At 42.7% G+C, this 13,630-nt stretch carries 12 protein-coding genes and 1 pseudogene; 5 read left to right on the top strand and 8 right to left on the bottom strand.

Going from position 1 to position 13,630, the window contains the following annotated elements; translation table 11 throughout:
- The 3 genes and pseudogenes from CWC03_RS23560 to CWC03_RS20550 all read left to right on the top strand — a co-directional run.
- Window positions 1-299, top strand: a pseudogene (locus CWC03_RS23560) (biotin/lipoyl-containing protein); the annotation flags it as partial.
- A gap of 50 nt (window positions 300-349) precedes the next feature.
- Window positions 350-865 carry a DUF7691 family protein gene (locus CWC03_RS20555; protein ID WP_138583460.1) on the top strand — a complete coding sequence of 172 codons (516 nt, stop codon included), beginning with the start codon at window positions 350-352 and terminating at the stop codon, window positions 863-865.
- 399 nt (window positions 866-1,264) lie between these two features.
- The gene (locus tag CWC03_RS20550) at window positions 1,265-1,714 is read left to right on the top strand and encodes a DUF4826 family protein (protein ID WP_138583459.1); all 450 of its coding nucleotides are present in this window, start codon (window positions 1,265-1,267) and stop codon (window positions 1,712-1,714) included.
- Here CWC03_RS20550 and CWC03_RS20545 read toward each other — a convergent pair.
- The 8 genes from CWC03_RS20545 to cspD form a co-directional block, all read right to left on the bottom strand.
- The gene (locus tag CWC03_RS20545; protein ID WP_138583458.1) at window positions 1,698-2,156 is read right to left on the bottom strand and encodes a GNAT family N-acetyltransferase; all 459 of its coding nucleotides are present in this window, start codon (window positions 2,154-2,156) and stop codon (window positions 1,698-1,700) included. The two genes, CWC03_RS20550 and CWC03_RS20545, sit on opposite strands and share 17 nt — an antisense overlap.
- 133 nt (window positions 2,157-2,289) lie before the next feature.
- Window positions 2,290-3,477, bottom strand: a complete 1,188-nt coding sequence (locus CWC03_RS20540) for a ribosomal protein uL16 3-hydroxylase (RefSeq protein WP_138583457.1) — start codon at window positions 3,475-3,477, stop codon at window positions 2,290-2,292.
- 87 nt (window positions 3,478-3,564) lie between these two features.
- Window positions 3,565-4,935, bottom strand: a complete 1,371-nt coding sequence (purB, locus tag CWC03_RS20535; protein ID WP_138583456.1) for an adenylosuccinate lyase — start codon at window positions 4,933-4,935, stop codon at window positions 3,565-3,567.
- Between the two features lie 273 nt (window positions 4,936-5,208).
- Window positions 5,209-5,811, bottom strand: a complete 603-nt coding sequence (gene hflD / locus CWC03_RS20530; protein WP_010604919.1) for a high frequency lysogenization protein HflD — start codon at window positions 5,809-5,811, stop codon at window positions 5,209-5,211.
- Entirely contained in the window at window positions 5,811-6,911 is a 1,101-nt protein-coding gene (gene mnmA, locus CWC03_RS20525) for a tRNA 2-thiouridine(34) synthase MnmA (RefSeq protein WP_010379287.1), read from the bottom strand. The genes hflD and mnmA overlap by 1 nt, the downstream gene beginning before the upstream one ends.
- Window positions 6,912-7,025: 114 nt before the next feature.
- A complete protein-coding gene (locus CWC03_RS20520) occupies window positions 7,026-7,694 on the bottom strand; it encodes a pseudouridine synthase (protein ID WP_138583455.1) in 669 nt (222 codons plus the stop codon).
- A gap of 111 nt (window positions 7,695-7,805) precedes the next feature.
- On the bottom strand, window positions 7,806-10,025 hold the full coding sequence (locus CWC03_RS20515) for an NADP-dependent isocitrate dehydrogenase (RefSeq protein WP_138583454.1): 2,220 nt from the start codon (window positions 10,023-10,025) through the stop codon (window positions 7,806-7,808).
- Between the two features lie 490 nt (window positions 10,026-10,515).
- Complete coding sequence (gene cspD, locus CWC03_RS20510; RefSeq protein WP_010379294.1) at window positions 10,516-10,734, bottom strand: cold shock domain-containing protein CspD; 219 nt, start codon at window positions 10,732-10,734, stop codon at window positions 10,516-10,518.
- 199 nt (window positions 10,735-10,933) lie between these two features.
- Here cspD and clpS point away from each other — a divergent pair, with 199 nt between their 5' ends.
- Together clpS and clpA are read left to right on the top strand one after the other, a co-directional pair.
- Window positions 10,934-11,251 carry an ATP-dependent Clp protease adapter ClpS gene (gene clpS / locus CWC03_RS20505; RefSeq protein ID WP_010379297.1) on the top strand — a complete coding sequence of 106 codons (318 nt, stop codon included), beginning with the start codon at window positions 10,934-10,936 and terminating at the stop codon, window positions 11,249-11,251.
- Between the two features lie 28 nt (window positions 11,252-11,279).
- A complete protein-coding gene (clpA, locus tag CWC03_RS20500) occupies window positions 11,280-13,544 on the top strand; it encodes an ATP-dependent Clp protease ATP-binding subunit ClpA (protein ID WP_138583453.1) in 2,265 nt (754 codons plus the stop codon).
- The last annotated feature ends 86 nt before the right edge of the window (window positions 13,545-13,630 follow it).

Raw genomic sequence — 13,630 nt, 5'->3', positions numbered from 1 at the left:
GCAAAGTAATTACGTTGGAAGACGTAGCGGAAGTCGAAGCAACCGATAGCACGGTTATTGATACGGACCTTAAAAATGAATCCCCCTCTCTTGGAGCTCATACTGGCAATAGTTATGTCGATTTATCAAATCGACATGATGGTGTTAGCTCGGTTTATCAATCAGAGTCTGCTATTACTGAGCCTATAGCAGAGAAGTACAACGAAAGTGAAGCTGTAAGCCCTAGTTCTGGAGGAGTGTTTGCGGTGGCTGCTGGCATAATATCTATTATGTTAGTTGGTTACTTTTTACTGGTTTAGTATTGCTGACGCAGTACCAAGAAGTCGTTCGACTAAAAAGGAGTTTTTTAATGAGTTATAACGTCGTTGCGTATCAAGTTGATGCAGAAAAATTAAAAGCAGTGTGGGGAAGTAAAGATCAGCAATTTTTGGATAGGTTTTTATCCAAATATCGAGATGAAATTGCAGGGCAAGAAGAAGAGCTGGATGTTAAGGGATATGCCGCTTGCATGGCGAATATTATAAATGGAACGAGTACAGATGAGGACGACGAAGACAACTTTATTTACGGTTATCTATATGAAATGCTGTGCCAAGAATTTGGTGAGATGGTTCGCCATGATGACTTTCTAGACATAATGGAAGATGTGACGCCATCTAATCATAAAGCATTTATTCCTATCCCCAAAAACGATGACTGGCCTGAATTCTACAGCGTCCCTCTTGAAGAGTTAGAGCAGGGTCGACAGGTCTTTCTTGGCAGTGACGAACCATACACTAAAGAAACTTCCTATATAGAAACGGTAAACTTCATTTTCGATACAGCAGTTCAAAACCATAAAGCTTTGGTTTTCTTTGGTTATTGATTTGCGGTTTCAATCTACCGATTAAAATCTTTACAATAAATACGGCGCTATTTGGAGCAGTGCTGACAGCCTCTAGATAAAAAGGCAATGAGTAATAATAATCTAGCCATAGTCAGTATTCCTTGAGTTTAAGTAATCATGTTGATGTGGCCAGAATAGAAAAAGAAACTTTCTCGAAATTTACAGCTCAGTAATTAATCATATAAACACAAAATTCCTTGGTTCTTATTGCCGTGATGACTGCAAAAGCTTAGTATCAGGTAACTTCGCAAGCGTTTGAGTGCTTGGTGTATAAGAATCAAAACCGATTTGCTGAATAATTTGTTATGAAACACACCGCGTAAATAACGATAAAGTGAAATACTATTCGGTAATCTAAAAAGAATAAAAGGCTAAACAATGAGTGAAGAACAGAACCAACCGCAGCAAGAGGCGTTAACACCAGAACAGCAGCACCAAAGATCAATACAATGGCAACGTAGCTGCGTGCAATCTGCACAAAAACATCTCGCGGATAAAGGCGTGTTACCGCAAAGTATTATTGAAAAAGAATGTCGTTATATTGAGCCGTTGGTCGCGCTTTGGAAAATCAAAGGTCAAAATGGCAAAAAGTATTGGGTGATCACAGGCAATCTACCGACGGATCATATTGAGGCATCAGCCGCCGCTACACCCCGTGAAGCACTGCGCTATTTTTCGTTCCATTGGCAAATGAAAGCAGAAGAAATTATGTCTGCAAAGCCAGTAGAAAAAACACAAGCCCAGTTTGCTAATCTACTAGTAAACCGAGCTCACGGCCTATATGACCTTTTCGCTAAAGATGAACTTTGGGCTAATGAAGCATCGTAAATGGGTCGGTTTTAAGTGATTGAATAGGGCATTTCAAGCGCTGTCTTGGAATGCCTGCTTCCATAAATACATGCCCATGTGTGGAAAACCCCGATTGTAAAAACTCGGGCACTTCATCCAAGATGCATTGGATAAAAACGTTATCAAAGCCTTTGTCTTTTGCCAAGTCAACAAGTCCCCCAATCAATGAGGCATAAGCTTCTCGATTACGGTGAGATTTGAATATCGCGATACGGCTTAACAAGCCGTCTTCACACAGTCGTCCTGTGCCAACTGGCCCGTCGAATTCGTCAATAATAATTAAGTGCTCAGCAGTGATATCCTGCTGATCAAACTCAACTTCTTTAGGAATGTGAAGTTCATAGACAAATACGCGCTCGCGTATCGCTTTGAGCTCCAATTTTTTGGTTTGCCAAGTTACCCTACTGATCCTATAACTCATACTGCCCCCATCTACAGATTACACCTGCATTCCCTGTTTAGCGACAAGCTAGAGCTTGCGAAAGCCCTGATTCACAAAGCTTTCGCGGCATATTGTTATTTTTGTGAACGCGGCTATCTTGTTCTAACAGGCTCTACTCCCAGCCCTCATCGAAGTCAGCATCAGCTGGATCACTGTCTTCAACGAAGTAGGTCCCATCATTAATCAGTTTAGTTAACGTTTGTTTAAATTCCAAACTATTTAATGCAGGAATTATTGCATTAAACTCAAACTCAACATGATCGCTTAGCTGCTTTATGGCATCTAAACAATGATGCTCTAATTCATAGTTTTCACCATTAACACTGAACAAAATATGATCGTCACAGATTTGATAAATAGCACGTACTCCACCAGCGCGATAAACCAATGGGTTATCTTTGGCGATCTCGAGAAGCTCCTCGGGATAAATTACGGGGTCTAATGGCGCGAGATCCATCTCATGTTTTGGTTCGCTGAGTGTTTTTCCGAGCCATTGACTGTATAGAGCCTTATCTTCAAGCAAAGCATTGAGCAGAGATTTTATCTGTTGTTGGTCATCGTAGGTTACTTCGCCAATAGACGCTCTGCGTTGTAATTCTGGATCGCTAAAACGGTGTTTTCCAGCTTCCACATCAATAATGTGGTCGGCAAAGCTAGAAAGCAAATCTTTTTGATCAGGCGCTCTAAAACCAACCGAATAGTTTAAAGCATCTTCAAGCGCGTAACCTTCGTGAGGACAAGCTGGTGGAATATATAAGATATCACCGGGTTCAAGGACTGCATCAATGACTGCTCCGAATTGCCCTACTTGTAATAAACTCTTGTTGCGCGCAAATTGCTTTAGGCTGTTGTCTTGTTTACCAACTCGCCAATGACGTTTACCTTGGCCTTGAATTATAAAGACATCATATTGATCTAAGTGTGGGCCAACGCCGCCGCCAGGCGTCGAAAAGCTGATCATCAAATCGTCTATGCGCCAATTTGGTATGAATCTAAACGCTTCTATTAATTGTGCGGCTTGTGGGTGCCAGTGATCAACGGCTTGGACCAATAGGGTGCTGTTACTATCGGTGAGTAAACCAAATTGTTCAAAAGGGCCGTGATGAGCTTCCCAGTTATCATTATGATTAGTAACAATTCGAGATTCTATGCATTCTTCAGTTGCAAGGCCGGCAAGTTCTTCTGGCTCAATTGGGTCTTCAAAGTCTCGGAATCCTTGCTTGATAAGTAGTGGCTTCTTTTGCCAATACTGGGCAAGAAATTGTTCGAAGGTAAGGTCATTTATTTGCAGTTGATACATAGGGAAATTCCAGTAATAAAAAAGCGAAAGAGTGCACTCTTTCGCTTATTCTATACCAAGTAGTAAAAAGCTGGTGTCGCTTTATACTTAGTTTAGTTCGTCAATGAACGCTTCAGCACGACCGATATAGTTTGCTGGCGTCATTTCTTTCATTTGTGCTTTTACTTCATTTGGCAAGTCCAGGTTATCGATGAACTCAGCCATGATTTCTTTGTTTACGCGTTTACCACGAGTAAGATCTTTTAGCTTTTCATATGGCTTTTCGATACCGTACTTACGCATTACCGTTTGGATTGGCTCTGCTAGTAGTTCCCAGTTATCATCAAGCTCAGCGAGTAAACGCTCAGCATTAACTTCTAACTTGCTAACGCCTTTTAGCGTTGCTTGATACGCGATAAGCGCATAACCCATACCAACACCTAAGTTACGTAAAACTGTTGAGTCAGTTAGGTCACGTTGCCAACGTGAAACAGGTAGCTTTTGTGCAAGATGCGCAAAGATAGCGTTAGCAATGCCAAGGTTACCTTCAGAGTTTTCAAAGTCGATAGGGTTAACTTTATGAGGCATTGTTGAAGAACCAATCTCACCAGCAATGGTTTTTTGCTTGAAGTGGTTTAGCGCGATATAACCCCAAACGTCGCGGTCAAAGTCAATTAAGATAGTATTGAAGCGTGCAATCGCATCAAATAGCTCAGCGATATAGTCATGCGGTTCGATTTGCGTTGTGAATGGGTTCCAAGTCAAACCTAGGCTTGATACAAAACGTTCACTGTGTGCATGCCAATCGTAATCTGGGTAAGCGCTTAGGTGAGCATTATAGTTACCAACGGCACCGTTGATTTTACCAAGCATTTGTACGTTAGCGATTTGCTGGCGTTGACGTTGCAGGCGAACATACACGTTTGCAAACTCTTTACCCATGGTTGATGGTGAAGCAGGTTGGCCGTGTGTACGAGTCATCATTGGAATTGACTTATACTCAACCGCTTTGTCTTTGATTGCGTTCAGTAGCTCGTCACAGTATGGCAGTAATACCGTGTCACGCGCTTCCGTTAGCATTAGGCCATGAGAAAGGTTGTTGATGTCCTCGGAGGTACATGCAAAATGAATAAACTCATTGACGGCATTTAGCTCGGTATTGCCAGCTACTTTTTCTTTAAGAAGGTATTCTACAGCTTTAACGTCGTGGTTAGTGGTGCGCTCAATCTCTTTTACGCGTGCTGCGTCTGCTTCGCTGAAGTTTTCAACGATGCTATCAAGAAGTGCGTTGGCTTCATCGCTGAAAGCAGGTACTTCTTTAATGGCGTCGCTGCTCGCTAGCGCTTGTAGCCAACGAACTTCTACGATGACGCGGTATTTGATCAAGCCAAATTCACTGAAGATGCTTCTCAGCTCTTTGGTCTTGCTACCATAGCGACCATCCACAGGAGAGATAGCGGTTAACGCTGAAAGCTCCATAATAACTCCTAACTATTTGTTTTTGAACGATACTTAGATAGTGGCATTAGAGCCACTACGAATTTTATACCAACTTGATTAATTAAGTGGTCTACTTTGAGGCGATAAAATCTAGTCGATAACACCGCTTCCGCATCCTGCTCACGCCAAGGTACCTACATCCATGTAGGCAAGGCAAAATTTTGCTATTTAGTGTTCTAAATAAAAAATTTTTAACGCTGTTAGCGTCAGATTTACTCCTTCAAATTGAGCAAGTATTAAGACAAATTGGTATTACATATAACTTTTTGCAGCAGTAATGATTTTCTTTTTCGCAAAAAAGAAATGACGACGTTTACCGCCGAGTTGGCGCCACAGTACTGCACTACGGATCCCCGCGAGTAATAGCGCCCGAATTTTTTGTTGTGTTGCTGTTTGTTTTAATAACTCAGGCTTACCGAAGACTTGGATCTTAGGACCAAGAGGGCTTATCACTTGACCGTAAATGTCGGCAAGTGCGGCAACAACTTGGCTTTCACAGATATCAAAGTGTAATAACTGGCGCTCAACTTGCTGAATTTTTTGCGCCAATAAATCAAGAGATTTGCTATCGTTACTTAGCACTCGCTCTAATTGCATCATCGCGCCAACATATTTAACCATTTCAACGTCTTTTTCGCCGCCAGCCGAGAGTTGTTCGATCAGCGTTCGGCAGCCTGTTTTGATGGCAAATTTGTCTGGGTAAACGTCCTCAGGACGTTCAGGAGAAGTGTTAATAATGCTTTTTAAAAAGCCCTCAACTTCATTCTCATTGAAGGTGCCGTAACGCGCACATTTTTGTACCAGTTTACTGATCTGACACATTGCCGCCAGAGGCATTACGTATTGGTTTTGCATTATTTAATCACCGACTCAATAATACCGCCGCCAAGGCACACGTCATTTGCGTAGAATACCGCAGATTGTCCAGGAGTTACGGCTTTTTGTGGTTCATCGAACAGTACACGTGCCATACCATCTTGGCCAACTAATAACGTACAAGGGATGTCGGTTTGGCGATAACGTGTTTTTACCGTGCAGCGAGTTGTACCTTGTGGGCCTACGCGGTCAACCCAATGTAGCTGATTTGCGTTTAAACCGTTGCTGAACAGGCGAGGGTGGTTTTTACCTTGACCAACAACCAGTACATTACGTTCGATATCTTTATCTACCACATACCAAGGTTCACCGTTGCCTTCTTTAGAACCACCAATTAATAGGCCCTTACGTTGACCTAGCGTGTGGTACATCAAGCCTTCATGCTCACCAACATGATTACCTTCACAATCTTCAATCACACCGGGCTGCGCGGGCAAAAATTTGGCAAGGAAGTCTTTAAATTTGCGCTCGCCGATAAAGCAGATCCCGGTTGAATCTTTTTTATCGTGCGTGATTAAGCCCTGGTCTTCTGCAATTTTACGCACTTCTGGCTTTTCAATTTCACCCACAGGGAAGAGTGTTTGTGCAATATGTTCATGGCTCAATGTGTAAAGGAAGTAGCTTTGATCTTTGTTCTCGTCATCTCCACGAAGCATAACGAATTTACCGTCACGCTCCGCTCGACGAACATAGTGGCCAGTTGCGATATAGTCCGCGCCTAACGCTTCTGCTGCAAACTGTAAAAAAGCTTTAAATTTGATTTCTTTGTTGCACATGATGTCTGGGTTTGGTGTACGGCCAGCCTTGTATTCTTCAAGGAAGTGTTCAAACACATTGTCCCAGTATTCAGCAGCAAAGTTCACGGTGTGTAGCTCAATACCTAACTTATCACACACTGCCTGAGCATCTTTTAGATCTTCAGCTGCTGCACAATATTCATCATTGTCATCTTCTTCCCAGTTCTTCATAAACAAGCCTTCTACTTGGTAGCCTTGTTGTTTTAAAAGGTAGGCAGATACTGAAGAATCTACACCGCCGGACATTCCGACAATGACTTTAATGTGACTATTATCGCTCATAATTTCGCTATTAATCTTAATGCTCAGATAGAAAGCGCTTATTATACTCAAATCTCTTTAAATTGCACGCCCGTGAGGTGTTAGAGCGCAGGAGAGAAGTCCTAGTAGAAAATGCTAAAGCACTCGATATTCACCGTTTTTAAGATCGCCCAGACTATATTTGCCTATTTGTGCGCGAATAAGTCTAAGCGTGGGGTGGCCAATATGTGCAGTCATACGACGGACTTGTCTATTACGTCCTTCTTTGATGGAAATAGAAAGCCAGGTTGTTGGAATATTTTTGCGCTCTCTAATCGGCGGATTACGTGACCAAACATTGGGCTCAGACATAACGTCTACTTTGGCAGGTAAAGTTGGACCATCTTTTAGTTCTACGCCATTTCTAAGCGCATTTAGGCTTTCGCTACTTGGCTCTCCTTCGACTTGAACCCAGTAGGTTTTATATGTTGATTTTCTAGGAGAAGTCAGGGTGTTTTGTAATTTACCGCAGTTAGTCAGTAGTAATAGCCCTTCGCTATCTCTATCCAAGCGACCTGCAGCATAGACATCTTTGATATCAATAAAATCAGCCAATGTTTGACGGTTTTGATCATCAGTAAACTGACACAAAACATCAAAGGGCTTATTAAATAAAACGACTTTTACTTGCTCTGGTGGTAGGGCGGGTTTTGACTGCCGATTAGTTATTGGCTTTTTTCGTGCTGTGGTATATCTAGAGAATGCGGGCCTATTTGCGTGTGATTTTCTTTTGTTATTTGTGTTGGCTCTACTACTTGTGCTCATCGCCACATTCCTAAGGTTCACGAAAAACGATATTTTAGCGCAATTGATCTCGAGTGTCGCCTGAAAGCAAAAAAGCGACCCTTGGGCCGCTTTTTGACTGTTATCCGAAGATTACAGAGATGCTAGGACATCGTTAAATACCACAGAAGGACGCATAGCTGCGAACGCTTTGTCGTCTTCTGGCTGGTAATAACCACCAACATCCATTGCTTGGCCTTGTGCTTCATTAAGTGCAGCAACAATATCTGCTTCTTTAGCTGTCAATTCTGCAGCAACATTTTCAAACTTAGCTTTAAGCTCTGCATCTTTGTCTTGCGCAGCCAGCTCCTGAGCCCAGTACATTGCAAGATAGAAATGACTACCACGGTTATCAAGCTCTTTCACTTTACGTGAAGGCGACTTATTTTCATCTAAGAATTTAGCCGTTGCTGCATCTAGTGTATCTGCGAGTACTTGTGCCTTAGCATTACCTGTTGTTTGGCTTAAATGCTCAAAAGAAGCAGCAAGTGCAAGGAATTCGCCTAGCGAATCCCAACGCAAGTGGTTTTCTTTTTCGAACTGTTGTACGTGTTTAGGCGCAGAACCACCCGCACCAGTTTCAAATAAGCCACCGCCATTCATTAGTGGAACGATAGATAGCATTTTCGCACTCGTTCCAAGCTCTAAAATTGGGAATAGGTCAGTTAAGTAATCACGTAATACGTTACCCGTTACTGAAATAGTATCTTCGCCTTTTTTCATGCGCTCTAGTGAGTATAGTGTTGCATCCACTGGTGCCTTGATTAAAATTTCAAGGCCATCAGTATCATGCTCAGGCAGATAAGCGTTTACCTTTTTGATAAGTTCAGCGTCGTGAGCACGCGCTTCATTTAACCAAAAAACTGCTGGTGTATTTGTCGCACGAGCGCGGTTAACCGCCAATTTTACCCAGTCTTTGATTGGTGCATCTTTCACCTGACACATGCGCCAGATGTCGCCTTCTTCTACTGAGTGTTCAAGTAAGGTGTTACCTGCAGTATCTACAACACGAATTTTGCCAGCTGATGGTGCTTCAAACGTTTTGTCGTGTGAACCGTACTCTTCCGCTTTTTGTGCCATTAGACCGACGTTAGGGATGGTACCCATAGTACGTGGATCAAATGCACCGTTTTCTTTACAGAAATCAATCGTTGCGCCGTACACACCTGAGTAACAACGATCTGGGATCACAAAAGCCGTATCTTGCTGTTTGCCTTCAGCGTTCCACATCTGGCCGCTTGAACGAATTGCCGCAGGCATTGATGCATCGATGATTACGTCACTAGGTACATGCAGGTTTGTAATACCACGGTCTGAGTCTACCATCGCGATATCAGGTGCAGTCTCGTAAACTGCTGCAAGGTCTGCTTCAATTTCTTTGCGCTTCGCGTCGTCCAACGACTCAATTTTTGAGTACACGTCGCCAACACCATTGCTTGCATCAACACCGATTTCAGCAAATGTCGCAGCATGCTTTTCGAATACGTCTTTGTAGAAGACTTTTACAGCATGACCAAAGATGATTGGATCTGATACCTTCATCATGGTTGCTTTCATGTGTAGCGAGAACAAAACGCCTTTATCTTTTGCTTCTTGAACTTGTGCAGCTAAGAATTCACGTAGCGCTTGTACACTCATACGAGAGGCGTCAATGATTTCACCTGCAAGTAGCGGTGTGCTTTGTTTAAGTACAGTGATATCACCATTACTCGCTACGTGTTCAATACGAACATCAGTCGCTTCAGCAACCGTTACCGACTGTTCAGAACCGAAGAAGTCACCGTCAGTCATTGATGCAACATAAGACTGAGAGTCTTTAGACCAAGCACCCATTGAATGCGGGTTTTTACGAGCGTAGCCTTTGACTGAAGCTGGAGCACGGCGGTCTGAGTTACCTTCACGGAGTACAGGGTTTACTGCACTGCCTTTGATTTTGTCATAACGTGCTTTAACATCGGCTTCTTCGTCTGTTTTGGCTTCAGAAGGATACTCTGGCAGTGCGTAACCTTTAGCTTGTAATTCCTTAATCGCTGCGCGAAGTTGTGGAATTGAAGCACTGATATTAGGTAACTTGATGATGTTAGCTTCAGGCGTTTTAGCAAGTGCACCTAGCTCAGCAAGTGCATCACCGATACGTTGTTCTTCTTTTAAGTACTCAGGAAAAGTCGCAATAATACGGCCTGCAAGTGAAATATCGCGAGTTTCAACTTCGATATTTGCAGGCTTAGTGAATGCTTGGATGATTGGCAATAGCGAGTAAGTTGCGAGAGCCGGGGCTTCATCTGTTTTGGTGTAGATAATTTTCGATGTCATCATCATTCCTAGATAGTTGTGGGCTTTTACGCCGTTCAACAATTGCTAATAGGACTAAGCAACGCAATTTTCACACTCAACAACATGTCGTTGTAGCCGGTTTAAACTGGACCAGTTCACTAAGCGATTAGTGAAAGATGCAAAAAAACCTCGGCAATCCTCGTTAGAATCTATGCCTAGGTAGCGCAGCATTAGCAAGTTTGTTAGGTATTTATACTTTTGGCTTATCACAATAACTGGTATTCGTTCAGTATTGAAACGCATCAAAGTAGCAATATCTAACCAACCTGAAATTGACTTTGCAAGCGTGCTTTAGTCTAACAGTGTTTGCATATGGGGGCTAATTATTAAATTTAAAGTGCAAAAGTGAAAAGTTATAACAAACGTGATAAGAAAAGGCTGAAAATTCTTTTTAGATTTGGTGAAGTGATTAAAAGAGGGAATAAGCGAGCACTTATGTAACCCGCTTTAGCCAAAAACTACTTAACACTTATACAACATCTTCCGTAATTGGAGCGATATTGGTTGCGTGTAGACCTTTAGGCCCTTGTTGTAGCTCGAATGATACATCCTGACCAGCTTTAAGCGTCTTGTATCCATCCATTACAATCGTTGAGTAATGAGCAAAGATATCTTCGTCACTGCCGTCTTCTACGATGAAACCAAACCCTTTGGCGTTATTGAACCATTTGACTTTTCCGCAAGCCATACTTCTACATCCTTCTATAAGTTGACTAAATTAAAGTTAATCTACTCTTTTAATTTTGCTAAACTGCCCATAGATTAGACAGTCATGTAAGACTGTAGTTTATATGAGCAAGCAGTCAAGTTTTTTGCTCTTTTTTTTAACATTTTATTTATTTCTCAAATCTATTTGCTTGAGTATATAAGACAAGACTATATTTATTATGAGTGGGACAAAAGATTCTGGTGTATTGGACGCCGTTCGCGAGGAACAGAAGCAGCAGCTTCAACCGCCGCGAAAGTATAAAGTGATTTTGAATAATGATGATTACACGCCCATGGATTTTGTTGTCGAGGTATTGACGACATTCTTCAATATGGATAGCGAGAGAGCAACTGAGGTGATGCTTGAAGTGCATCACAAGGGAAAAGCGGTATGTGGAGTATACCCTGCTGACATAGCCCATACCAAGGCTGAGCAGGTAAACCGATATGCTCGTGACAACGAGCACCCGCTGCTCTGTAGTTGTGAGCAGGAATGACCTATAAATTTCTTGTTGGGGGTTGCCAATGCTAAACAAAGACTTAGAACTTACTCTTAATGCCGCGTTTCGCGAGGCTCGTTCTCGCCGTCACGAATTTATGACGGTTGAGCATTTATTACTTGCATTGATCGATAACCCTTCTGCTAGTGAGGCGCTAGATGCCTGTGGTGTCGATATGGATACCTTGAAGCGCGAGTTATCAGAGTTTATTGATGAAACTACGCCTGTTATTCCAGATTTAGAGGAAGACAGAGAGACACAACCAACACTTGGTTTTCAACGTGTGCTACAACGCGCTGTATTCCACGTGCAATCTTCTGGTCGCTCAGAAGTGACCGGGGTAAATGTACTTGTTGCTATTTTTTCTGAGCAAGAAAGCCAAGCTGTTTATTTACTGAAAAAGGCTGACGTGAGCCGCTTGGATATCGTTAATTTTATTAGTCATGGTATCTCTAAGATTGAAGATGATCACGAGCAAGAAGATCATGAAGAAATGCAAGACGATAGCGGCGAAATGCAACAGGAAGAGAAAACCAAGCTGGAAAACTTTACGTCCAACTTAAATGTGCAAGCCGAGTCTGGTCGTATAGACCCGTTGGTTGGTCGTGATGAGGAAGTTGAGCGTACGGTTCAGGTACTATGCCGTCGTAAGAAAAATAACCCATTACTCGTGGGTGAAGCAGGGGTGGGTAAAACTGCGATTGCTGAAGGCTTGGCGTATCGGATTGTCAATAACCAAGTTCCCGATGTAATTGCTGACGCGGTAGTTTACTCACTGGATATGGGGGCGCTACTCGCAGGTACAAAATATCGCGGTGACTTTGAGAAGCGTTTTAAAGCGCTATTGAAAGAACTTCAATCGAAACCGCATGCGATATTATTTATTGACGAAATTCATACTATTATCGGTGCTGGTGCTGCCTCAGGTGGTGTGATGGATGCGTCTAATTTAATTAAGCCGCTGTTATCGAGTGGACAGCTTCGCTGTATGGGCTCAACAACATACTCAGAATTCAAGAATATTTTTGAGAAAGACAGGGCGTTAGTGCGCCGTTTCCAAAAAATTGATGTGGTTGAACCTAGTGTCGAAGATACCACTAAGATATTACATGGATTGAAAGAACGTTATGAAGAGCATCATGGTATTCGTTACACGCAAAAAGCGTTAAAAGCGGCTGCTGAACTGAGTGCTAAATATATCAATGAGCGCCACTTGCCTGACAAAGCAATCGACGTTATCGACGAAGCGGGCGCAAGTCAAAGGCTACAGCCAACTTCAAGACGTAAGAAAACGATTAATGTGTCGGACATTGAAGCGATTGTGTCTAAAATGGCGCGTATTCCACAGCAAAGCGTTTCATCTAGTGATAAAGAGACACTTAAGAATCTTGATCGTAACTTGAAGATGTTGGTGTTTGGTCAAGATGAGTCAATTGACGCGTTAACATCAGCAATTCGATTGTCACGCTCTGGTCTTGCTAATGAAGACAAACCTGTAGGTTCATTCTTGTTTGCAGGCCCTACCGGGGTTGGTAAAACCGAAGTGACCAAACAACTAGCTAAGTGTATGGGTATAGAATTTATTCGCTTCGACATGTCTGAGTACTCCGAGCGTCATGCCGTTAGTCGCCTAATTGGTGCGCCTCCGGGATATGTTGGCTTTGAGCAAGGGGGACTGTTGACTGAAGCTGCAATCAAGCATCCTCACGCAGTGGTGTTGCTCGATGAAATAGAGAAAGCGCACCCAGACATCTACAACATTCTATTGCAGGTTATGGACCATGGTACGCTGACGGACAACAATGGCCGTAAGGCAGACTTTAGAAATGTTGTGCTAGTGATGACAACCAATGCGGGGGTGCAAGAGACTGTCCGTCAATCAATTGGATTCCAGCAGCAAGACTACTCTCATGATGCCATGGTAGAAATCAATAAGGTGTTTACACCAGAGTTTAGAAACCGCTTGGATAACATCATTTGGTTCAACCACCTAGAGAAAGAAGTTATCTTGCAAGTTGTTGATAAATTCATCGTTGAATTGCAAGCGCAGCTTGATAAGAAATCTGTTAATTTGGAACTTACGGCGCAAGCACGAGATTGGCTGGCAGATCTTGGTTACGACAAGGCAATGGGGGCTCGTCCAATGGCGAGAGTTATTCAGGACAACCTGAAAAAGCCACTTGCCAACGAAATCTTGTTTGGTCATTTGTCTGATGGCGGGACAGTGAAAGTCACAGTCAAAGATAACAAGCTTTCCTTTGATTACCAAACGGAAGCGGTATCAGCATAAAACCTTTGAAGTATTTGATAAAAGCCCAGGATAGCTGGGCTTTTTGTTATCACTCAGTTTGATGTGGTATTACCCTCTCTCAAACT

Origin of the sequence: Pseudoalteromonas sp. S2755 (genome assembly GCF_005886535.1) — a bacterium.
In the GTDB taxonomy this organism is placed as follows: domain Bacteria; phylum Pseudomonadota; class Gammaproteobacteria; order Enterobacterales; family Alteromonadaceae; genus Pseudoalteromonas.
Note: the sequence above shows the minus strand (reverse complement) of the source record. Positions and strands in the feature narration are given on the sequence as shown.